Genomic DNA, 21269 nt, shown 5'->3' on the forward strand with positions numbered 1-21269 from the left:
GGCTCCGCCGCTCGTGCGTGGTTAGCGAGTGCAGAGACTCGTCAACCACGCACGGGCGCGAAGCGCCGAAGGCCCCCGAGAGCATTGCTCACGGGGGCCTTCGTCAGTTGCTGTTAGTCGCTGTTGAAGTAGCTCAGCAGTCGCAGGATCTCGACGTACAGCCACACCAGGGTGACGGTGAGTCCGAATGCGACGCCCCACGCTGCCTTCTCCGGCGCCTGGGCGCGGATCAGCTGGTCGGCGGCGTCGAAGTCCAGCAGGAAGCTGAACGCGGCGATGCCGATGCAGACGAGGCTGAAGATGATGGCGATCGGACCGCCGTCGCGCAGGCCGAGGCCGCCTTCGGTGAAGAAGCTGGCGATCACGTTGCCGAGGACGAGGACGACGACACCGATGAGAGCGCCGATGATCATCCGCGTCAGGCGGGGCGTGACCCGGATGGCGCCGGTCTTGTAGACGACGAGCATGCCGAAGAACACACCGAACGTGCCGAGCACGGCCTGGGCGATGAGCGCCGCTCCCCCGACTCCGCCGAACGTGACGTCGGTGAACATGAACGACAGGGCGCCGAGGAACAGGCCCTCCGCCACCGCGTAGGCGAGAACGATGCCGGGGTTGTCCATCTTGCGGCCGAAGGTGGCCACGAGGACCAGCACGAGACCGACGAGGCCGCCACCGATGACCAGCGGGCCCGCGAGGTCCGCGTTGTTGCTCACCAGGAAGTAGGAGATGATCGCCGACACCGTCAGCACGCCGAGCGTGACGCCCGTCTTGGTGACGACGTCGTCGATGGTCATCGAACGGTAGTCGGGGCCGGTCCGGTAAGGCTCGGCCTGGGTGTACTGCGGCTGACCGAACTGCTGCGTGACCTGCGCGGCGCCGGCCGTCGTAGATCCGAACGAGGCGTATCCGCCGCTGCCCTCTTGTTTGGGCAGGTTGCGGAACACCGGGTTACTGGTGGTGCGCACCGTGCACATCCCTTCTCGTGGCTCGCCGGGTGGATCCGGGTTTCTTGTACGTTGAACGTCCCGCACCCACCGCAAGTTCCCGTTCGTCGCTTTCGGGTCGGACAATTCGGACTCTACCGGTGCCCCGGTGACACTCGCCAGACGAGGCCGGTCCGGCGTGGCGGTCAGGCCACGGACCGGGTGACGGTGAACTTGGGATTGCGCCCGACGACGTCGGTGGGTCCGACGAGCCGCTGCAACCGGCCCCGGTACCCGAGATGGGAGTTGTATACGGTCCACAACTCGCCGCCGGGCCGGAGCACGCGTCCGGCTTCGGCGAACATCTTCGACGCACCGCCGGTGTGGACGGCGGCGCCGACGTGGAACGGCGGGTTGCACAGGACGACGTCCAGGCTGTCGGTGCCGAGGCTGGACATGGCGTCGTCGCGCAGCGTGCTCACCCGGTCGTCGAGTCCGTTGGCGCGTGCGGTGGCCGCCGCCGACGCCACTGCAGCGGAGGACTGGTCGGTGGCGATCACCGACACGTCCGGTAGCAGCTTGGCCAGGCTGACGGCGAGAATGCCCGTTCCGCATCCGAGGTCGACGGCGGTCCGCGCGCGGGGGTTCACGCGGGGTAGGAAGTCGAGGAGGTACCGGGTTCCGATGTCCAGTTTGGCGCCGGCGAACGCGGCGCCGTACGACACGACGTCCAGACCGAGCTCGGCGAGGTGATCGGTGACGGGGTACGTCGGCGCCGTCACCGCCTCCGGACCGCTCGCGATCAGCACCCGCGACTTCTGTCTGCCGAGGGATGCGCGGACGGCGGAGAAGGAGCGCCCGAGCACGTCGTTCATGGCGGTGGAGATGTGCTTGTCGCGGCCACCGGCGTAGACGGCGACGGACGGGTCGGCGTAGCGGGCGATCGCCTCGGCGATCTCGGTGAGTTCGCTCAGGCTCCGGGGTAGCTGCATCAGCACGACCGTCGCGCCGCCGAGCAGTTCCTCGCCCAGCGCGGACGGCCGGTAGCGGTCGGACAGACCGGTCGTCTCGGCGTTGGCGGCCAGCGCCAGCTCGCCGGTCAGCGGGTCCTGGTGCACCCGGATTCCGGTGGCACCGTGCCCGGCCGCGGCGCCGAGGGTGAGTGCGCCGTAGTGGTCGCCGATCACGGCGACCGTGCCCGGGCGGGCCGCCGACAGGGCCGCCGCGGCCTCGTCGAGGATCAGCCGATCGGCGGCGTCGACGGCCACCAGGTTGGGGGCCTCGACATCGGGACGGCGGCGCAGGCGGGAGAACAGGGCGTCCCGGTCGAACACTTCGGAGCCGGGCACGCTACTCGGACACCCACTGCGCGACGTCGGCGACGGATTCGCGGTGGGTGCGGAATCCGTTGACGGGGTTGTCCGTGTCGGGGTAGCCGAAGGAGATGGCGCAGACCACGCGGCGATCCTCGTCGAGTCCGAAGAATTCGTGGATGAACCGTGCACTTCCCGCGAGAGCGGCCTGCGGAATGGTCGCGACTCCGAGGCTCTGTGCGGCGAGGAGGAACGTGTCGACGTACAGCCCGCAGTCCACGGCGCCGTACGTGCCGAGCGCTTCGTGGGTGGTGACGATCGCGACGTGCGGCGCCCCGAAGAGGTCGAAGTTCTTGAGCGTCTGCTCCGCCGAGGCGGCGCGGTCGCCGGCCGCGATGCCGACGCTGGAGTACAGCTGCATCGCGCATTCCCGGCGGCGCAGCTTGTGCTCGCCCGTGTACTCGCGTGGGAAGTCGAAGTCGGACTCCTGCGGGTGGGTGCGCACGTACTGCGCCAACCCGGCGCGGAACCGCTCGGTGCCCTCTCCCTCGGTGATCGCGACCTGCCACGGCTGCGTGTTGCACCACGACGGCGTCTGCTGGGCGAGCTGGAGGATCCGCTCGATCACCTCACGCGGTACCTGCGTCGGCAGGTAGGCCCTGCAGCTGATTCGCGCGTCGAGGAGCTGGGCCAGGGTCTGCTCGGCCCTGCTTGTGTCCGCCGTGGCAATGCCGCTGTCCGTCACCGTCGAATTCTCCTCGGGTCTACTCGTTCTCGAACACGCTCTCGGTGTCGTGCGACCGCGATATGCTGGCGTCAGTGCACCGAGAAGGTGATTGGATTGAGTGTGCCACGACCCCCGGAGAGCAGTTCCGGGCCGACCGACTCGGATCCGCAGGCTACCAAGCGGATCGTCGTGACCGACATCGTCGCGGAGCTGTCGGCGGAAGGGTTCGACGACGCTCGTGAGATCGGCCGGGGAGGGTTCGGGGTCGTCTACCGCTGCCTTCAGACGGCCCTCGACCGCACGGTCGCGATCAAGGTGCTGTCCTCCGATCTGGAGGGCGAGGACCGGGAACGTTTCCTGCGGGAACAGCGTGCGATGGGAAAATTGTCGGGTCATCCGCACGTGGTCGACATCCTGCAGTCCGGGGTGACGCGGAGCGGCCGGCCGTACATCGTGATGCCGTACCACGCGCGCAATTCGCTGGACGCCTGGATTCGCCGTGAGGGGCCGCTGCCGTGGAGCGAGACGCTGCGCGTCGGGGTGAAGCTCGCCGGTGCCCTCGAGACGGCGCACCGGCTCGGCACCTTGCACCGGGATGTGAAGCCGGCGAACATCCTGCTGACCGGGTACGGCGAACCGCAGCTCACGGACTTCGGCATCGCGCGCGTCTCCGGTGGGTTCGAGACGACGTCGAGCATGATCACCGGTTCACCGGCGTTCACGGCGCCGGAGGTCCTGCGGGGTGACGCACCGTCGCCGTCGTCCGACATCTACAGCCTGGGTGCAGCCCTGTTCTGCCTGCTCACCGGGCATGCCGCGTTCGAGCGGCGGAGCGGCGAGCGGCTCGTCGCCCAGTTCCTCCGGATCGCCACGCAACCCGTTCCGGACCTGCGGGGTGAGGACATTCCCGACGACGTGTGCGCCGCCATCGAACGGGCCATGTCCGAGGACCCGGCCGACCGCCCGGGCTCGGCGGCCGAGTTCGGTCAGGAACTCCGCGACGTCGAACGCAGGCACGGGCTCGACGTCGACGAGATGGCGCTCCCGGCCGCGGCCGACGAGTTTCCACGTACCGAGCACACCTCGGCTCCGACCACGCAGTCGTCGTCCGGGCACAGTCGCAGCTATCGCCGGCGGTCGGGCGCCACCCCGCCGAGTGCCGCCGCTCGCTTCCGACCCCCGACCCCGATGCGTTCGCTGGTGGAGCGCACCCGCCTGCTCGAGATGCTCCGGCTGGGTCAGCGCAGACGGCTGACCCTCATCCACGCTCCCGCCGGCTTCGGGAAGAGCACGGTGGCAGCGCAGTGGCGCGACGTCCTGATGGAGGACGGCGCCGCCGTCGCGTGGCTGACGGTGGACAACGACGACAACAACGTCGTGTGGTTCCTGTCCCATCTGGTCGAGGCGATCCGCCGGGCGGAGCCGACCCTCGCGGACGAGCTGGGGCAGGCACTCGACGAGAACGGGGCCGAAGCGGAACGGTACGTTCTGACGTCGCTGGTGAACCAGGTCCACGACAGCCGGCGCCACGTGGTGGTGATGATCGACGACTGGCATCGTGTCACGTCGCCGGACACGGTCGCCGCGATGGACTTCATCCTCGAGAACGGCTGTCACCACCTGCAGATGGTGGTGAGCAGCCGAAGCCAGGCGGGGCTTCCGCTGGCCAAGATGCGGGTGCGGGACGAGCTCGTCGAAATCGACTCCGTGGCTTTGCGTTTCGACCTCACCGAATCGCAGAGGTTCCTGGTCGACCTGGGCGGACTCCACCTGGACGACTCCGACGTGGAAGCCCTGGAGGAGACCACCGACGGCTGGGTGGCGGCGCTGCAGCTGGCGTCGTTGTCGCTGCGGGATCGCGCCGACCCGGGCGACCTCATCCGGCACATGTCGGGGCGCCATCACGCGATCGGCGAGTACCTCGCGGAGAACGTCCTCAGCACCCTCGAACCCGCACTGCTCGACTTCATGCTGGCCACGTCCGTCACCGAACGGGTCTGCGGCGACCTCGCCTGCGTCCTGGCGAACGTGACCCGCGGTCAGGCCCTGCTCGAACAGGTCGAATCCCGCGACCTGTTCCTGCGCAGTCTCGACGAGGACCGGGAGTGGTTCGAGTACCACCACCTGTTCGCCGAGTATCTCCGCCGGCGCCTCGAACGTGATCACCCGTCCCGCGTGGAAGATCTGCACCGTGCGGCCGCGCACTGGTTCGCCGAGCGCCACTATGTCAGCGACGCAGTCGATCACGCGCTGGCGGCGGGCGACCGCGACATGGCCGTCGCGGTGGTCGAGGAGCAGGGCATGTACCTGGTGGAGCACTCGCGGATGGTGGCGCTCCTCGGTCTCGTCGACAAGTTGCCGCGGCCGCTGATCGAGTCCAGTCCCCGCATCCAGATCGCAGTCGCGTGGGCGAACATTCTCCTGCAGCGGGTGGCGCCGACGCTGCGGGCGCTCTCGCTGGTGACGTCGGCGCTCGAGTCCTCGGCGCTGAGCGAATCCGAGCAGGCGGACATCCGGGTGGAGGCCGACATTGTCCGCGCGGTGATCGCCGTGTCGTCCGATCGCGTCGCCGGCGTCCCCGATCTGATCGCGGAATGCCTGGCCCGGCCGGAAACCCTACGCGCGTGGGTGGTCTCGGCGGGGTCCAATCTCGCGTCCGCGGTCGCGATCGCCCAGTTCGATTTCGTCGAGGCCCGTCGCCTGCAGGAGTGGGCGGCCGGGTATCACCAGCGGACCGTCGGACCGTTCAGCAGGATGTACGGGTACTGCTTCGCCGGGATCGCCGCCATGGAGCAACTCGACATCACCGCGGCCGAGGACAATTTCCGGCTCGCCGTGCAGACCGCGACGAAAGCGACCGGTCCGCATTCGCACGCCGCCCGTCTCGCGGGAGCGCTCCTGGGCGAGCTGATGTACGAATTGGGCCGTCTCGACGAAGCCGAGCGACTCCTCGACGAAAGCTACGAACTCGGGCCGGAGGCCGGCATCGTCGATTTCATGATCGCCCGCTTCGTGACGGGCGCGCGGCTGAAGGCGGAACGCCGCGACCTGGAGTCCGCTGCCCGCCACCTCGACGAGGGCGCGTCGGCGGCGGCGACGCTGGGACTGCCCCGGCTGCGGGCCCGGGTGGAGAACGAACGGGTCCGACTCGGTCTGCCCGCGTCGCCTCAGCCCCCCGCCCCGGAGGGAAAGGCCACCCGGGTACCCGATTTCGGATTCGCCGAGATCGTCGCGCAACTCGACGACGCCACCGAGATCCGGAAGCAGTCGGCCGTCGAGCCCGATGCCGCGTGCCGCCGCGCGGCGGAGTGGGTGCGCCGGGTCGAGCAGGAGAGCAGGCCGCGGGCGGCCATGCAGGCCAACCGCCTACTCGTCGCCTGCCTGGTGGCGGCGGGCCGGATCGAGGAGGCGAAGCCGGTGCTGGCGTCGATCGCCGCGACCTGCGCGCGAATAGGCTTCGTGCGCTACCTGATCGACGGCGGACCGCGGATGGTGCCGGTGCTGACGGCACTCCTCGAGGATCGGCGTGCCGGCCGCTGGCAGTCCGGCTGGCCGGACGTCCCGGCGGAGTTCCTGGCCGCTGCACTGGCGACTGCGACGCCGATCGAGAGCTAGACACTTCTGCCACGAGGAGGAACCGCCGCGGCCTATCGTGGACTTCCGGACTCTTTCGTGGGAGGACTCATGACCGATCCATCGCCGCAGGACGGGACGCCGCGGTTCGGCGGTCTGCGCGCCCTGTTCGTCAACTGCACGTTGAAGCGTTCTCCCGACGTGAGCAACACCCAGGGTCTGATCGACCGCAGCGTCGGCCTGATGGAGAAGGAAGGGGTCACGGTCGACCAGATCCGGGCGGTCGACCACGACATCGCGACCGGCGTCTACCCCGACATGACCGAGCACGGATGGCCGAGCGACGAATGGCCCCAGCTGTTCCAGCGAGTCCTGGACGCCGACATCCTCGTCCTCGCCGGTCCGATCTGGCTGGGCGACAACGGTTCCGTCACCAAGCGGGTGATCGAGCGACTGTACGGTTGCTCGTCGCTGCTCAACGATCACGGCCAGTACGCCTACTACGGGCGCACGGGTGGCTGCCTGATCACCGGGAACGAGGACGGTGTCAAGCATTGCGCGATGAACATTCTGTACAGCCTGCAGCATCTCGGATACGTGATCCCACCGCAGGCGGACGCCGGGTGGATCGGCGAGGCCGGCCCCGGCCCGTCGTACCTCGACGAGGGGTCGGGTGGTCCCGAGAACGATTTCACCAATCGCAACACCACGTTCATGACGTACAACCTGATGCACACGGCCGCGATGCTGAAAGCGGCCGGCGGGTTCCCCTCGTACGGGAATCAGCGTTCGGAGTGGGACGCGGGGTGCCGCCCCGACTTCGCCAACCCGGACTACCGCTGATCCGTCCGACCGAGAGGAAACGTCATGTGCCGATTGTTCGGGTTGTCCGCCGCCCCTCACCGCGTCCGCGCCTCGTTCTGGCTGCTCGACGCACCGGACAGTCTGTCGCAGCAGAGCCACAAGGAACCCGACGGCACCGGTCTCGGCACGTTCGCGGAGGACGGCACTCCCGTGGTGGAGAAGCAGCCTCTCGCGGCGTACGAGGACGCGGAGTTCGCGCAGGAGGCGAAGCATCGGTACTCGGCCACGTTCGTCGCGCACATCCGTTTCGCGACCACGGGTGAACTGCTCCCGCAAAACACCCACCCGTTCGCGCAGGCGGGCCGCGTGTTCGCCCACAACGGCGTGGTCGAGGGTCTACCGAAGCTCGAGGCCGAACTGGGCACCGATCTGAGTCTCGTTCAGGGCGACACCGATTCCGAACGCGTTTTCGCGCTCGTGACCCGCGAGATCGGCCGGAACGGCGGCGACGTCACCGCCGGCATCACCGCGGCCGCCAACTGGCTGGCCGACAACGTGCCGATCTACGCCCTCAACGTCCTGCTCACCTCGCCCGGCGAATTGTGGGCGCTGCGCTACCCCGACACCCACGACCTTCTCTTTCTCGAGCGGCGCGCCGGCGGTCCGAGCGGTGGCCGTCACCTCCAGCACGCGAGCACCCCCGGCAGGATCCGGGCCAGGTCCGAACATCTCGCCGAGCATCCCGCGGTGGTGGTCGCCAGTGAGCAGATGGACGAGGATCCGGGCTGGACGCCGCTGCACTCGGGCGAACTGCTCCACGTCGACCGCGACCTCGGTGTCACTCGTGAAGTGATCGTCGATCGGCCCCCGCGCTACCCGATCCGTCTGGCCGATCTGGGCGCCCGCGCCGCGGCATCGCAGACGGAGAAGTAGCCCACCCCGGTCAGAACTCCACCCGCACGTGCTCGGAGACGGGACGCGCCTGGCACGCGAGGATGTAGCCGCTCGCAAGGTCCTCGGGATCGAGGATCGACGCGTTCTCCATGTCCACCTCACCCTCCACCACCGTGCATGCGCAGGAACCACATTCGCCTTCGCGGCAGGAGTACGGGACGTCGAGTCCCTTCGAGAGCATCACGTCGACGAGCGTCGCGGTCCGTGGCCAGCTCATGTTGTGCGCTTCGCCGTCGAGTTGCACCTCCACCGTCGACGCCTCCCCCGTGTCCGGCAGTGCGCCGACGACGACGTCGGCGAACGGGTCGCCGGACAGCGACGTGAACACCTCGGCGTGCACCCGGTCGCGCGGCGTCCCCGCGAGGGCGAGCGCCTCGTGGATCGCGTCCATGAAGGGTCGCGGTCCGCAGAGGTAGGCCCGGTGGTTCCGGAACCGGTCCGACAGAGTGGCCAACTGCCGCGGCGTCGGCAGACCCTGCACGCTCTCGAGCCAGTGCACGACGGTCAGCCGGTCGTCATGGCGGGCCGCGAGCTCCCGCAACTCCCCGGCGAAGATGATCGACGTCTCGTCCCGATTGGCGTAGACGAGAACAACTTTCCCGCCACCCTCGCTGAGCGCCGACTTGAGAATCGACATCACCGGGGTGATTCCGCTGCCCGCCGCGAACAGGATCAGGTCTTCGTCCAGACTGGCCGGTGTGAACACCCCGGCGGGCGGCAGAACCTCGATCCGGTCGCCGACGCCGACGTTGTCGCACAGCCAGTGCGAACCGTAGCCTCCGGCGGTGCGTTTGATCGTCACCTTCGGCAGGGCGTCGGTGAACGGCGAACTGGCCAGGGAGTAACACCGGGCGACGGATCCGGTCCGGTCACTCGGGATACGCAGGGTCAGGAACTGTCCGGGCTTGTACGCGAATTCGTGGCGGCGCTCGTCCGGGACGTCGAAGACCAGCGACCGGGCGTCGGACGTCTCCTCCACGACGGCGGCCACGGTGACCACTACTGATCGCGAACTGCGCGGTGTTTCAACGGTCGTCATCGCGACGGTGCCCTCTCGGTACGGTAACTCGATCCTGCCGAAACTAGTGCAGTTCGGCGGCGCCCGCCGCAGGCCTTCCCGCTGGGCGGGACCCCGAAGTTCGCCGTCATCCCCACCGGGACTGTCCGCCGTCCAGGGGAATGGTCGCCCCGGTGAGGTAGCCGGCGTCCTCGCCGACGAGGAAGACGACGGCCCGTCCGATGTCGGATTCGGCGTCGCCGACCCGGCCGAGCGGAATGCCCGCCACGAATTCCGCCGCCTCGTCCGGATTGGTGTCCATCCACCGCTCGAGCGCCGGACTCTTCGCGTGCGGGGCGACGGACAGCACCCGGATTCCGTCCCGGCCCCATTCGCACGCCGCCGCCCTGGTCAGCGAGCGCATCCCCTCCTTGATCGAGCCGTACGCGCCGTAGTTGCTCGCGTCCCAGCGCACCGCCGCCGACGTGACGAGGTTGACAATGACGCCACCGCCCCGCGCCTTCATGTGCGGGTGACACGACTGCATCATGCGCAGAGTCGCGAGCGGCCCGGTGGCGAAGGACCGCTCGTACTCCTCGTCGACTACCGACAGGATCGGTCCCGGTGTGCAGTCGTTGGCGTTGTTCACCAGGATGTCGACGCCGCCGAACACGTCCACCGTCCGCTCGACCGCGGCCGCGATGTCCTCGCGCCTGCTGACGTCGCACACGACCGGCTCACTGCGGGCACCGAATCCCGCGAGCAGCCGGCACGTGGTGTGCAGTTTCGACTCGGTCCGCCCGGCGACGGCGATCGCCACGCCCTCCTTGGCGAGGGCGGTGGCGATTCCCTGCCCGATCCCCTGCCCCGCACCCGTGATCAACGCGGCCTTGCCGTCGAGCTTGCCCATGTCCACTCCCGTTCGCCTACTATCAAACCAAGCATTTGCTTGTTTCTGGCCCAGTGCCGCTTTCATGCGATCAATTCGAGCGCCAGGCATCCTCGCGCTCCCTCACTCCGAAGGCTTCCCGTGACACACCTCCCTCCTCTCGATTTCAGTGGCCGCACCGTCGTCGTGACCGGCGGAACCAAGGGCATCGGTTTCGTCGTCGCCGAGTCGTTTCTCGCCGCGGGCGCGAACGTGCTCGTCTGTGGCCGCTCCACGCCGGACTCCCTGCCCGCGCACGGTGACCGCACCGCCGCGTTCCTGGCCACCGATGTCCGCGATCCGGCCGACGCGACCGCACTGATCGACGACGCCGTTACCCGGTACGGCCGCCTCGACGTTCTCGTCAACAACGCGGGCGGCTCACCCGACGCTGACGCGGCCACCGTCTCGCCGCGGTTCGTCGAGAAGATCATCGCACTGAATCTGCTGGCGCCCTTCACCGTTGCCCAGGCGGCCAACACGGTGATGCAGCAGCAGTCCGACGGCGGGGCCATCGTGAACATCGGCAGCGTCTCCGCTCACGATCCGCAACCCGGCACCGCCGCCTACAGTGCGGCGAAGGCGGGGCTCCTCGTGCTGACCAAAGCGCTTGCGCTCGAATGGGCTCCGAAGGTGCGGATCAATCACATCACCACCGGACTCATCCGCACCGAGAGTGCGGCCTCCGTCTACGGCGAGGACGGCGGCGCCGCCGTCACCCGGACCCTGCCGATGGGACGGATGGCGGTGCCGTCCGACATCGCGGACGCCTGCCTGTTCCTCGCGAGCACCCAGGCGTCGTACGTGAACGGCGCCGATCTCGCCGTCCACGGCGGCGGTGAATACCCGGCGCGGTACCTCGCGACCCGTTCCTGACCCCGCCTCCCCCGCCGAATGTCACCCCGGTTCGGTTCACCTGCACCGGTGTGACATTCGGCGAGAAAACGAACGCGCGGTCAGCCGAACGAGGCGCGGGCGCCGACGATCACCGGCCGGTCGTCCTGGACGAGTTCGAACGACGCATCACCCGCGTCGCCCCAGGCCCGCAGCGACGGCGCGTCACCCGGGTACACGGGCGCCGCGAAGCGTCCCTCGAGCCGGGCGAGGTCCGCGGGGTGCACGTCCAGCGCTCGCGCGAGTTCCAGTGCGCTCGCGGCGAGCGTGCACAGGCCGTGCATGATCGGCCGCGGCTGCCCGATCCGCTCGGCCGCCGCCGGGTCGATGTGGATGCGGTGCCGGTCCCCGGTCAGCCGGTACAGCGCCGCCTGGTTCTCCGCCGTCTGCAGAACGCCCCGCACGACCGGTTCGCCTTCGGGGCGGGACGGTTTCGCGGGACCGCGGTCGCCGCTGAAACCGCCCGCGCCCGGCGCGAACAGCGACCAGGTGGCGACGAAGAACTCCGATTCGACGCGCACGTCGAACACGGCCGCCGACCCCTTGTCCCACACCTCACCGACCGACGCCGACAGCTCGATCTCGCCGCGCCGCGGGAGCGGAGCGAGCACCGTCAGCTCCTGCGACCCGTGCAGGGCCGTCTTCGTGTCGAACGCGCCCCGCGACCCCAGTTCGTCCGGCGCCCACTGGGCGAGGGTGAGAGCGAACGTGGGCAGCACCCGCAGTCGCTCCTCGAACACGAGGTCCAGTTCGGTGGCCCGCGCACCGACGGACAGTGCGTACAGGATGGCGTCGCGCTCGTCGTAACTCACGGTGCGCGTGCCGAGAACCTCGCCCCTCCACGCCTCTGCCGTCGTGCGTTCCGTTGTCGTCATGATCAGTCCTCTCTGCCCAGGATCAGGCCGCTGGTGGGTACTGCCGTGCCCGCGGTCACCAGCACGTTGCCGATGCCGTCGGGTTGTGTGGTCGACGTGCGGCGGATCAGCCGTACCGCCTCCGCGATGCCGTTCACGCCGTGCAGGTAGGCCTCGCCGATCTGCCCGCCGTGGGTGTTGGCCGGCAGGCGGCCGCCGACCTCCAGGTGTCCGTCCCGGATGAAATCCTTCGCCTCGCCGGGGTCGCAGAACCCGAGTTCCTCGAGTTGCGGCAGGACCAGCGGGGTGAAGTGGTCGTAGAGGATCGCCGCGGAGATGTCGTCCGGCGCGAGACCGCTCTGCCCGTAGAGTTGCCTGCCCACGAGTCCCATCTCGGGGATCCCGGTAATGTCCGGCCGGTAGTAGCTGGCCATCATGTGCTGGTCCTTGCCGGAGCCCTGCGCCGCGGCCTTGACGATCGCCGGGGTGTTGGGGAGGTCCTTCGCGCGTTCTGCCGAGACGACGACGAGGGCCTGGCCGCCGTCGGTTTCCTGGCAGCAGTCCAGCAGGTGCAGTGGTTCGGCGATCCACCGCGACTGCTGGTGGTCGTCGAGTGTGATGGGCCGCCCGTGGAACCAGGCGGCGGGGTTGACGGCGGCGTGCTTGCGCGCGACCACCGCGACCCTGCCGAAATCCTCGCTCGTGGCCCGGTATCGGTGCATGTACCGGCGAGCGAACATCGCCACCCACTGGGCTGGCGTCGACAACCCCTGCGGGGTCAGCCAGGCGTAGGCCGCCCGGTCGGCGGTGCTGTCCATCGGGCGGTCGTGCTGCCCGAGTCCGTACCGCACCCCGGACCGTTCGTTGAACGCGCGGTAGCAGACGACGACGTCCGCGATACCCGTCGCCACGGCCATCGCCGCCTGTTGGACGGTGGCGCACGCGGCGCCGCCGCCGTACCCGATGCGGGAGAAGAACTTCAGCTCTCCGATTCCCGTGTTGCGGGCGACGAGCACCTCACCGTTCGTCTCGGCGGTGTACGTGGAGAGCCCGTCGACCTCCGACGGATCGATCCCTGCGTCGGCGAGCGCGGCGACGACCGCCTCGCACGCCAGTTGCAGTTCGCTGCGCCCGGAGTTCTTGGAGAATTCGGTGGCGCCGATACCGACGATCGCGGCGGCGCCGGACAGCGGGCTGGTCATCGGTTCCCTCCCGCGGTCCACGCGACGACGACGGTGCCCGTGACGTGATCACCGAGGCTGTTCGCGCCGCGGACCTTCACGGTCACCAGGCCGTCGTCCTTCGCGATCACCTCACCGGTCAGGGTCATCACGTCGCCGGGGTAGTTGGGTGCGCCCAGGCGCACCGCGATCCGGCGCAGCGACGCCCGCGGGCCGGCCCAGTCGGTGACGCACCGCCCCACCAGCCCGTTGGTGGTGAGGATGTTCATGAACACATCCTTCGACCCTCTCGCCACCGCGAGTGCCGGGTCGTGGTGGACGTCCTGGAAGTCGCGGGTGGCGAGGGCGGTGGCGACGATCAGGGTGCGGGTCAGGGGGATCGTCAGCTCCGGCAGGTTCTCGCCGACGGCGACGTCCCCGTAGCCGCGGGCGGTGTCGACGGCGGCGGTCATGCGACCACCTCGACGCCGGCCGCCAGTTGCGCACCCAGACGTGCCAGGTCGGAACTCGCGCCGCCGAGAGTGGCGGCGAGTTGCTTGCCCCACAGCAGGTGCCGGTGCACCGGGTAGTCGGTGTCGACCCCGATTCCGCCGTGCACGTGCTGGGTGCGGTGAACCACGCGCTGACCGCCGTCGGTGGCCCACCACTTGGCCACCAGCACCGCGGTTCCCGGATCCTCGCCGTTCGCGAGGAGCCAGACGGCCTGCCACAGTGTGACGCGCATGGCCTCGAGGTCGATGTAGCAGTCCGCGAGCTGATGGGTCACGGCCTGGAACGTCGCGAGAGGGCGGCCGAACTGGGTGCGGCCGTTGAGGTAGGTGACGGCCTGACGCACGGCACCCTCGCCCACTCCGAGCTGCGCGGCCGCGAGCGCGAGTTCCACCCGCTCGAGCAGCCACCGGACCGCGGTACCGTCCGCCGGACCGACCGGTTCCGCCGGGGCGGCGTCGAAGGTCAGGTTCGCGCAGATTTCGCGCGTGGTCGACTCCGCCTGCTGGGCAGTCACTCCCGCCACTTCCGGATCGACCAGGAACAACGCCGGACCGGTGTCGGTGTTCGCGGAGACGAGGACTCGCTCGGCGGCGTGCGCCGCCGGGACCGCGGCCTTGGCACCGTGCACCTGCCACGCACCGTCCACCTCGATCGCCGTCGTCGACGGTTCGCCCGCGACGTACGGTCCGAACTCCTCGAGCCCGACGGTGAGGATCCGGCTGCCGTCGGCGGCCGACGGCACGAGGGCCTCCCGCTGCTGCCGCGTCCCGAACTCGCTGATCGCGAGCGCTCCGAGGACGTGCGGCCACACCGGTACCGGCGCCACGTGCCTGCCCTGCTCCTCGAGCAGGACGTACAGTTCGGCGAGCCCCGTTCCGCCGCCCCCGAGGTTCTCCGGCAGGGCGATGCCGAGCAACCCTGTGCCGGCCAGTTCACGCCACAGTTCCCGGTCGATCCGTTCGGCCGAGGACTCGACCTCCGTGATCCTCTCGGGCCGCGACCTGGCGGCGAACACGTCCGCGGCCAGACCGCGCACCGCCTCCTGCTCCTCGCTGAATGTGAAGTCCATCAGTTCTCCTCCCGTGCGGCGGGCCGGAACGCCGGAAGTGTCAGTTCCGGGTCGGCGTCGATCCAGTCCAGTTCGACCGGCATCCCGATGTGCACACCCGCGGGTTCGACACCCGTCATGTCGGCGATCAGCCGGGTGCCCTCCTCGAGTTCGATCACCGCGACGATCAGTGGGTAGTCGAAGGCGTCGATCTTCGGGTGGTGGTTGACGACGAACGTGTAGACGGTGCCCCGCCCCGACGCGTCGACGGTGTCCCATTCGGTGGAGCGGCACTCCCCGCACATCGGTCCGGTCGGGTGTCGCAGCACACCGCAGGAGGCGCACCGCTGGATGACCAGGCGGTGCTCGCGCGCGGCCGCGAACCAGAAGGCGTTGTCGTCGTTGAGCGCAGGCCGCGGACGCAGGGCGCGCGGGGCCGGGCTTTCGGCGGGCCGGAAGCGCAGCGTCCGCCACCGCTGGGTGCCGACGATCTCACCGTCGCCGTTGCGGTACGTCTTGAGGGTCGTGACGAAATGTCCGGCGCCGAGGCCGGTCCGCTTCTCCGCGGACACGGACTCGACCACCTCGGTCATGTTCACCCGGTCGCCGGGGCGGAGTTCGGCGAAGAACTCCTGATCGGAATCGGTGGCGACGACGGACGTGAATCCCGCCTCGTCGAGCGTGTCGATCAGTTCCGTCCACACGGCCGACGGGTCGGCGCCGGACATCTTGTCGGCGAATGTGCGCATCGTCCACACCTGCAGCATCTGGGCCGGCGCCACGGCGCCGTCGCGGCCGGTGGCGCGTGCGGAATGTTCGTCGAGGTAGACGGGGTTCGTGTCGCCCATCGACTCGACCCAGTGCCGGATCATCGGGGTGTTCACGGGATCGGGACCCCAGGTGGCGGGGACGATCGTCCGTCCCTCGAAGGCGCGCAGCCGGGCGAGGAGTTCGCTCATTTCACCCTCTTCTCACGGACGAGGCCGAGGCCGAGGGTGCCGACCATGTCGCGGAGCACCTCGTTGACGCCGCCGCCGAACGTGTTGACCACGCTCTGCCGGGAGATCTGTTCGATCTGACCGGCGAGGATCGCGCCCGCTGAGCCGGGACGCAGCCGACCGCCGGCGCCGAGGATCCCCAGCAGGGTGCGGTAGACCTCGACATGGGTTTCGGTGCCGTACGTCTTGGTGGCACCGGCGTCGGCGCCCGACAACGCATCCCGCGCGACGGCCGCGGTCATCTTCCAGTTGAGGAGTCGCATCGCCTCGAGCTTCGCGTGAGTGCGTGCGAAATCGGTCTGCACCCACGGGATGTCGAGGGCACCGTTCTCCCGGGCCCAGTCGAGGACCTGGTGCCACAGCCCGAGCGTGCGTCCGCCGAGCGCCGCGAGCCCGATGCGCTCGTGGTTGAGTTGCGCGGTGATCAGCTGCCACCCGCCGTGGACGTCGCCCACGACGTCCTGATCGGCGACCCGGATCCCGCTGTAGTACGTCGACGTGACGGTCAGCCCTCCCACGGTGTGGATCGGCGACCAGCTGAAACCGGGGTCGTCCGTGGGAACTATGAGGATCGAGATGCCCTTGTGCTTCGGGGCGTCGGCGTCGGTGCGGCACGCGAGCCACACGTAGTCGGCCGTGTTGGCACCGCTGGTGAAGATCTTGTTGCCGTCCACCACCCACGAGTTCCCGTCCCGCACGGCCCGGGTCTGCAGGGACGCGAGGTCGGTGCCGGCCTCCGGTTCGGTGTAGCCGATGGCGAAGACGATGTCGCCGGCGAGGATGCCGGGGAGGAACCGCGCCTTCTGCTCCTCGGTGCCGTACTTCATCAGGGTGGGGCCGACGGTGTTGACGGTGACGAACGGGAACGGCAGTCCGGCCCGCTGCACCTCGTCGAAGAACACGAACTGGTCTTCGATCGACCGTCCCTGCCCGCCGTATTCCACGGGCCAGCCGACACCCAGCCAGCCGTCCTTGCCCAGCAGTCGCACGATGTCGCGAAAGTGCTCTCCGCCGACACCCTCCTCACCCGCGACGCGCCGCTTCTCTTCCGGCAGCAGCGCCGCGAAGTAGGCGCGCAACTCCCGCCGGAGTTCCCGCTGCGCGGGCGATTCCTTCAGATCCATCGGCGTTCTCCTCGAGCCAGTGTGTGGCTGTCGCCACGTGTGTTCTGGACGCTAACCAGCGCTCCCCCGCCCCACTGCCGATGTCTCGGTCAGCGGGAGGTGGTTGTCGCCGGAGCCGAATGTCCGCTGGAATGGTCGGATGGCCACCGGATTCGCTCTCACCGAACTCACCGCCCGCTATGCCCGGGCCGTCGACCGGCGCGAGGCGGCAACGCTCGCGTCGTTGTTCGACCCCGACGCGACGTTCGTCCTCCCGCCTGCCTTGACGGGCACCGGCACGGCATCGGAACTCCGCGGCAGCGACGTGCTCGCGTCCGCCGTCGTGGACGCGGTCTCGCATCTGCAGTCGACCCGGCACGTCGTCCACCAGCAGGTGATCGATGTGGGCGGGTCGACGGCGTCGGGCGAGACGTACTGCACCGCGCATCACGTCTACTCCGGCCGAAACGGCCACCGCGACAACCGGATCGCGCTGCGTTACCACGACCGGTACATGCTCGGCGACGCCGGCTGGCGGTTCTCCCGGCGCGAACTGATCGTCGACTTCAGCGAGGACGTGCCGGTCACCGTGCCGGACTGAGCCCCAACCGGGCCGAGCATTCGGCCATCTCGCCGATGACCTGGTCGAGCGACTGCACGTGCCGGGACGCCGACAGCACCAGCCGATTCGCGCCGAGGTCCCGGGCCCGGTCGAGCCTGGCCTCGTCCAGCCGCGGCAGGGTCGCGCCGAGCACGAGGTCGACGTCGGCGGGATCGCGGCCGGCGTCCGCTGCCGCCGCCCGCATCCGGGCGATCGCCCGGTCCAGTTCTTCGCCGGCGAGGCCGAGCGGCTGGAACCCGTCCCCCAGTCGTCCGGCCCGCCGCGCGGCCGCTGGGCTGTGTCCGCCGATGTAGAGCGGCACACCCGAAACCCGGTACGGTGCAGGCCGGCTGTGGGCGCCGCGGAACGAGAAGTACTCGCCGGCGAAGTCGACGCCGCCGGTCCCCGACCACAGCGCCCGCATCACCGCGATCGCCTCGTCGGCCACCGCCCCGCGCCTGTCGAAGTCGCCGCCGCAGGCCTCGATCTCCTCCCGCATCCAGCCGAGCCCGAGGCAGATACGGAGACGGCCCGCGGAGAGCCGGTCCAGGGTGGCGAGGCGTTTCGCCAGCACGACCGGGTGGTGATTGGGCAGCACCAGCACTCCGGTGGCCAGACCCAGGGTCGTCGTGGCCCCGGCGACGAACGACAGCAACTCCAGTGGGTCGGGAAGGCTGCAGTCGTCGGGCAGGTGCGACTTCCCGGTGGGCGAGTACGGGTAGTCGCTCGTCGTGTCCGCGATGACGACCGAGTGCTCGACCGCCGAGATCTCGTCGAATCCGAGCGATTCGGCCGCCCGGGCGAATTCGAGTATCCACTCCGGCTCGCCCGTCCGTCCCAGCTCGACGGGAATCACCACACCCAGTTTCATGTCACCCTCACCGTCACACGTGCAGGAATCGTCGCCGGCCGTGCGTGTGGAACTCCTGCTCCAGCGCGGCCTTCTCACTGTCGGTCATCTCGCGGTACTCGGGAACACCGCGTCCCACCCACCGGAAGACCGGATCGCCGCACCGCCACCCCTGCTCCTGCAGCGTCCTCTTGAGCACCTTGTTCGATCCGGTCACCGGCAGGTCAGTCGACACCCGGACGAATCGCGGGGCGGCCTTCGTGCCCAGGTCGTCCTGGGCGGAGAGGAACGCGGCGAACTCCTCCGGATCGAAATCGGTCGAGTCCGACACCTCGACGGCGGCCATCACCTGATCGCCCGACCGCGGGTCGGGGACGGCGTACACGCCGGTGGCGATCACCTTCGGGTGGCGACGCAGAATCCGTTCCACCATCAGCGCCGAGGTGTTCTCTCCGTCCACCCGGATCCAGTCGCCCTTGCGGCCGGCGAAGTAGATGAAACCGGCCTCGTCGATGTACCCGAGGTCGCCGGTCCAGTACCAGCCGTGCCGGATGCGGTCGGCGATCGCGTCCTCGTTCTTGTAGTAGCCCTCGAACCGCGCCGCGCCGGCCTTGTCGATCATCTCGCCGATCGCTTCGTCCGGGTTCAGCACGCGCCCGTGCTCGTCGAGGCGCGCCCGCCGCTTCTCCTCCCGGGTGTCGGGGTCGACGATGACGATGTTCTCGTTCGCGGGCCGGCCGAGCGCGCCCTCGGGGGCGTTCGGGTCGAGCGTCACCGAACCGGCGCCCTCGCTCGATCCGTACCCTTCGTACAGTTCGGCGCCGAACCGCCGCACGAATTCGGTCTTGTCCTCCGGGGAGGCCTCGGTCCCGAAACCGCGGACGAGCGTGTTGTCCCGGTCGTCGGGTTGCTCCGGCGTGGCCATCAGGTACGCCAGCGCCTTGCCGACGTAGGTGAAGAACGTGGCGCCGAAGAACCGGACGTCGGGCAGGAACCCGGACGCGGAGAACTTGCGTGGCAGGCAGACGGTGGCGCCGTTGGCCAGCGCGGGAGCCCACAACGCCATCAGCGCGTTGCCGTGGAACAGCGGCATGCAGCAGTAGTCGACGTCCTCCCGCACGTGGCCGTACTTCGCGGTGTTCGAGTACGCCAGCCGGGCGAGCCGGCCCTGACTGCACCGCACCGCCTTCGACGTGCCGGTGGTGCCGGACGTGAAGAGCAGCAGGAACAGGGTCGACGCGTCGATCGCGGGATCCTCCACCGGATTCGCGACCGCGTGGGCCGCGACGAGTTCGGCGTAGGCCGGGTCGTCGACGAGCAGGAAACGGTCCTCGGACAGCCCGAGGTCGAGAGCGGCGAGCTGGGCCTTCCCCGCGGTGTCCGTGACGATCAGCTGACAGTCGACGTAGCGGATCTCGGCCTCGAGTTCCGCCCCGCGCCGCGTCGGGTTGATGCCGACGATCGTGGCTCCGGCGAGAGCGGCGCCGCCCAGCCAGAACAGGAACTCGGGGGTGTTGTCGAGCAGCACGCCGATGTGGAACGGCCCCTCTGTCCGCAGCGAGGATGCGACCGCGCCGCATGCCGCACTCTCGTGGACCACCTCGTCCCACGTCCAATCCCGTTCCCGGGTACGGACTCCCGGCCTGTCGTCACCCAGCCGGTCGAGCAGCATCCGGGCGATCGTGGTGCGTTCCAACTCGATCTCTCCTGTCGACACGGTGCCTGCGCTCACGGAACCCGGAGCACGCAGTGGGTGCCACCGTAGATCGCCGTCATGCATTTGTTGCAGTGAATGCACAGACCGGGGTTGTGGGTCTCGTCCGTGATGCGGTTGACGAGGTCGGGTTCCCGCAGGAGTGCCCGCGCGACCGCCACGAACTGGAAGCCCTCCTCCATCGCGAGGTCCATGGTCTCCTTGCCGGTGATGCCGCCGAGCAGGACGAGCGGCATCGTCACGGCGGCCCTGATCTGGCGGGCATCCTCGAGGAGGTAGGCGTCGTGGTAGGGGTATTCCTTGAGGAAGTGCTTACCCACCAGCTGGATTCCCAGCTTCGTCGGCTGCGGCATCACGGCGGCGAACTCACGGAGCGGGGCGTCGCCCTTGAACAGGTACATCGGATTCAACAGGGAACTTCCCGCGGTCAGCTCGAGCGCGTCGAGCGAACCGTCCTGCTCGAGCCACTGCGCCACCTGGATCGCCTCGTCCACCCAGAAGCCCCCGGGCACACCGTCGTCCATGTTCAGCTTGGCGAGGATCGCGATCCGATCACCCACCGCGTCACGTACAGCTCGGCCTGTTTCGAGCGCGAACCGGGCGCGGTTCGCCAGGGATCCGCCGTACTCGTCTGTGCGCTTGTTGATCTTCGGACTGAGAAACGAGCTGATCAGGTAGTTGTGGCCGAAATGGATCTCCACGGCGTCGAACCCCGCCTCCACCGCGCGGCGAGCCGCGTCGGCGTGCGCCGCGACGATCCGGGCGATGTCTGCCGTGGAGGCCGGCTTGGAAAAGTTCTGAGTGGTCATCCGGAACGCGCGGGACGGGCCCAGCGCGGGGTACCCGATGTACTTCGCGGCCGCGACCGGTCCCGCGTGGCCGATCTGCGCCGACACTGCCGCGCCCTCGTCGTGGATGGCGTCGGTCAGCTTCCGCAGGCCCGGCATCGTCTCGTCGGTCCACTGGATCTGGCCCGGCGACGTCCGGCCGTCGGGGGCAACGGCGCAGTACGCGACCGTCGTCATACCGACGCCCCCGGCGGCGGGTTGCCGATGGAATTCGATGAGCTCGTCGGTGACCAGTCCCTTCGGGGTCAGCCCCTCGTACGTCGCTGCCTTGATCACGCGATTGCGCAGAGTGATCGGCCCGAGCTTGGCCGGGGCGAGCGGATCGACCTTCACTGTGGGCGGGTCGAGATCTATCGTCATAGTGTTCCTCCAGCTGCGATTCGCTGTCGAACGTAACGGCGCCGGGACGTCACGGGTCGCGGCAGTCTCGCTGAGTGGTAACCACGTCCGGGCGCCCGTCACGG

At 69.2% G+C, this 21269-nt stretch carries 19 protein-coding genes; 5 read left to right on the forward strand and 14 right to left on the reverse strand.

What is annotated here, in order from left to right:
* Positions 1-113: 113 nt before the first annotated feature.
* The 3 genes from RJ1_RS22410 to RJ1_RS22420 all read right to left on the reverse strand — a co-directional run bounded on the left by RJ1_RS22410 (position 114) and on the right by RJ1_RS22420 (position 2984).
* Entirely contained in the window at positions 114-968 is an 855-nt protein-coding gene (locus RJ1_RS22410) for a Bax inhibitor-1/YccA family protein (protein WP_174695011.1), read from the reverse strand.
* 164 nt (positions 969-1132) lie between these two features.
* Positions 1133-2275: a class I SAM-dependent methyltransferase gene (locus tag RJ1_RS22415; protein ID WP_073364084.1), complete on the reverse strand. Its 1143-nt coding sequence runs from the start codon at positions 2273-2275 to the stop codon at positions 1133-1135.
* A 1-nt stretch (position 2276) separates the two neighbouring features.
* Complete coding sequence (locus RJ1_RS22420; protein WP_073364086.1) at positions 2277-2984, reverse strand: nitroreductase; 708 nt, start codon at positions 2982-2984, stop codon at positions 2277-2279.
* A 102-nt stretch (positions 2985-3086) separates the two neighbouring features.
* Between RJ1_RS22420 and RJ1_RS22425 the strand changes: the two genes are divergently transcribed.
* The 3 genes from RJ1_RS22425 (at position 3087) to RJ1_RS22435 (ending at position 8276) form a co-directional block, all read left to right on the forward strand.
* A complete protein-coding gene (locus tag RJ1_RS22425) occupies positions 3087-6581 on the forward strand; it encodes a serine/threonine-protein kinase (RefSeq protein WP_073364088.1) in 3495 nt (1164 codons plus the stop codon).
* Positions 6582-6650: 69 nt separating this feature from the next.
* On the forward strand, positions 6651-7382 hold the full coding sequence (locus RJ1_RS22430) for a flavodoxin family protein (protein WP_073364090.1): 732 nt from the start codon (positions 6651-6653) through the stop codon (positions 7380-7382).
* 24 nt (positions 7383-7406) lie between these two features.
* Positions 7407-8276 (forward strand): class II glutamine amidotransferase, encoded by an 870-nt coding sequence (locus tag RJ1_RS22435; protein WP_073364092.1) that lies wholly within the window; start codon positions 7407-7409, stop codon positions 8274-8276.
* Between the two features lie 10 nt (positions 8277-8286).
* On the opposite strand, the gene RJ1_RS22440 is transcribed toward RJ1_RS22435, so the two are convergent.
* On the reverse strand, positions 8287-9336 hold the full coding sequence (locus RJ1_RS22440) for a ferredoxin--NADP reductase (protein ID WP_073364094.1): 1050 nt from the start codon (positions 9334-9336) through the stop codon (positions 8287-8289).
* Positions 9337-9442: 106 nt separating this feature from the next.
* Positions 9443-10204 carry an SDR family NAD(P)-dependent oxidoreductase gene (locus RJ1_RS22445; protein WP_073364096.1) on the reverse strand — a complete coding sequence of 254 codons (762 nt, stop codon included), beginning with the start codon at positions 10202-10204 and terminating at the stop codon, positions 9443-9445.
* A gap of 120 nt (positions 10205-10324) precedes the next feature.
* Between RJ1_RS22445 and RJ1_RS22450 the strand changes: the two genes are divergently transcribed.
* On the forward strand, positions 10325-11098 hold the full coding sequence (locus RJ1_RS22450; RefSeq protein ID WP_073364098.1) for an SDR family oxidoreductase: 774 nt from the start codon (positions 10325-10327) through the stop codon (positions 11096-11098).
* Positions 11099-11178: 80 nt separating this feature from the next.
* Here RJ1_RS22450 and RJ1_RS22455 read toward each other — a convergent pair whose 3' ends face one another.
* Genes RJ1_RS22455 through RJ1_RS22480 form a run of 6 tightly spaced genes read right to left on the reverse strand, consistent with a single transcriptional unit; the run spans position 11179 to position 16813 of the window.
* Complete coding sequence (locus RJ1_RS22455) at positions 11179-11991, reverse strand: MaoC/PaaZ C-terminal domain-containing protein (protein WP_073364100.1); 813 nt, start codon at positions 11989-11991, stop codon at positions 11179-11181.
* A 2-nt stretch (positions 11992-11993) separates the two neighbouring features.
* Positions 11994-13172 carry a lipid-transfer protein gene (locus RJ1_RS22460; protein WP_073364101.1) on the reverse strand — a complete coding sequence of 393 codons (1179 nt, stop codon included), beginning with the start codon at positions 13170-13172 and terminating at the stop codon, positions 11994-11996.
* Positions 13169-13603: a MaoC family dehydratase gene (locus RJ1_RS22465; protein WP_073364103.1), complete on the reverse strand. Its 435-nt coding sequence runs from the start codon at positions 13601-13603 to the stop codon at positions 13169-13171. Before RJ1_RS22465 ends, RJ1_RS22460 begins: the two co-directional genes overlap by 4 nt.
* Positions 13600-14712 carry an acyl-CoA dehydrogenase family protein gene (locus RJ1_RS22470; RefSeq protein ID WP_073364105.1) on the reverse strand — a complete coding sequence of 371 codons (1113 nt, stop codon included), beginning with the start codon at positions 14710-14712 and terminating at the stop codon, positions 13600-13602. Before RJ1_RS22470 ends, RJ1_RS22465 begins: the two co-directional genes overlap by 4 nt.
* Positions 14712-15650, reverse strand: a complete 939-nt coding sequence (locus tag RJ1_RS22475; RefSeq protein ID WP_073364107.1) for a bifunctional MaoC family dehydratase N-terminal/OB-fold nucleic acid binding domain-containing protein — start codon at positions 15648-15650, stop codon at positions 14712-14714. Before RJ1_RS22475 ends, RJ1_RS22470 begins: the two co-directional genes overlap by 1 nt.
* A complete protein-coding gene (locus RJ1_RS22480) occupies positions 15647-16813 on the reverse strand; it encodes an acyl-CoA dehydrogenase family protein (RefSeq protein ID WP_073364109.1) in 1167 nt (388 codons plus the stop codon). The genes RJ1_RS22475 and RJ1_RS22480 overlap by 4 nt, the downstream gene beginning before the upstream one ends.
* Positions 16814-16952: 139 nt before the next feature.
* On the opposite strand from RJ1_RS22480, the gene RJ1_RS22485 reads away from it, so the two are divergent.
* Complete coding sequence (locus RJ1_RS22485; protein WP_073364111.1) at positions 16953-17393, forward strand: nuclear transport factor 2 family protein; 441 nt, start codon at positions 16953-16955, stop codon at positions 17391-17393.
* On the opposite strand, the gene RJ1_RS22490 is transcribed toward RJ1_RS22485, so the two are convergent.
* Genes RJ1_RS22490 through RJ1_RS22500 form a run of 3 tightly spaced genes read right to left on the reverse strand, consistent with a single transcriptional unit; the run spans position 17377 to position 21165 of the window.
* Positions 17377-18264, reverse strand: a complete 888-nt coding sequence (locus RJ1_RS22490; RefSeq protein WP_073364113.1) for an LLM class F420-dependent oxidoreductase — start codon at positions 18262-18264, stop codon at positions 17377-17379. The two genes, RJ1_RS22485 and RJ1_RS22490, sit on opposite strands and share 17 nt — an antisense overlap.
* 13 nt (positions 18265-18277) lie before the next feature.
* A complete protein-coding gene (casI, locus tag RJ1_RS22495) occupies positions 18278-19945 on the reverse strand; it encodes a steroid-22-oyl-CoA synthetase (protein ID WP_073364178.1) in 1668 nt (555 codons plus the stop codon).
* A gap of 26 nt (positions 19946-19971) precedes the next feature.
* Positions 19972-21165, reverse strand: coding sequence for an NADH:flavin oxidoreductase (locus RJ1_RS22500; RefSeq protein ID WP_073364114.1), 1194 nt, complete (start codon positions 21163-21165; stop codon positions 19972-19974).
* Between the last annotated feature and the right edge of the window lie 104 nt (positions 21166-21269).

This window comes from Rhodococcus jostii NBRC 16295, from assembly GCF_001894825.1.
Classification (GTDB): Bacteria; Actinomycetota; Actinomycetes; order Mycobacteriales; family Mycobacteriaceae; genus Rhodococcus_F; species Rhodococcus_F jostii.